Raw genomic sequence first — 377 nt, forward strand, 5'->3', positions numbered from 1 at the left:
ACTAATTGAACAAAATTCGCTGAGGTTAAACCTTGTAGTGGCAAAATATTCCAGTAGCAGCCGCCAGCAAAAAACACCAATAAAATCACCGCAAATACAAATACTGGTATCGCATGCCCGATAGCAAGCAGCATGGCAGTTGCTTTGTCAATTCCCGAGCCATGGTGCATGGCTTTATAAATACCAAGCGGAATCGCTATCATATAAATCAGCAGCGTACTCCAGAGCCCAAGCGAAATAGACACCGGTAGCTTCTCGATAATCAAATCCGTTACTGATTGACCTTTAAAAAACGACTCACCAAAATCTAGCTGGGCATAGTTCTTGAGCATCAGCCAAAAGCGCTCAGGCGCAGATTTATCAAAGCCGTATTGGGC

The 377-nt window shown here is 44.0% G+C and carries 1 pseudogene; it reads right to left on the reverse strand.

What is annotated here, in order from left to right:
* Nucleotides 1-377: pseudogene (locus CAN34_RS13840) on the reverse strand (peptide ABC transporter permease); the annotation flags it as partial.

The sequence above is a fragment of the Psychrobacter sp. DAB_AL32B genome (assembly GCF_002224105.1).
Taxonomy (GTDB): Bacteria; Pseudomonadota; Gammaproteobacteria; order Pseudomonadales; family Moraxellaceae; genus Psychrobacter.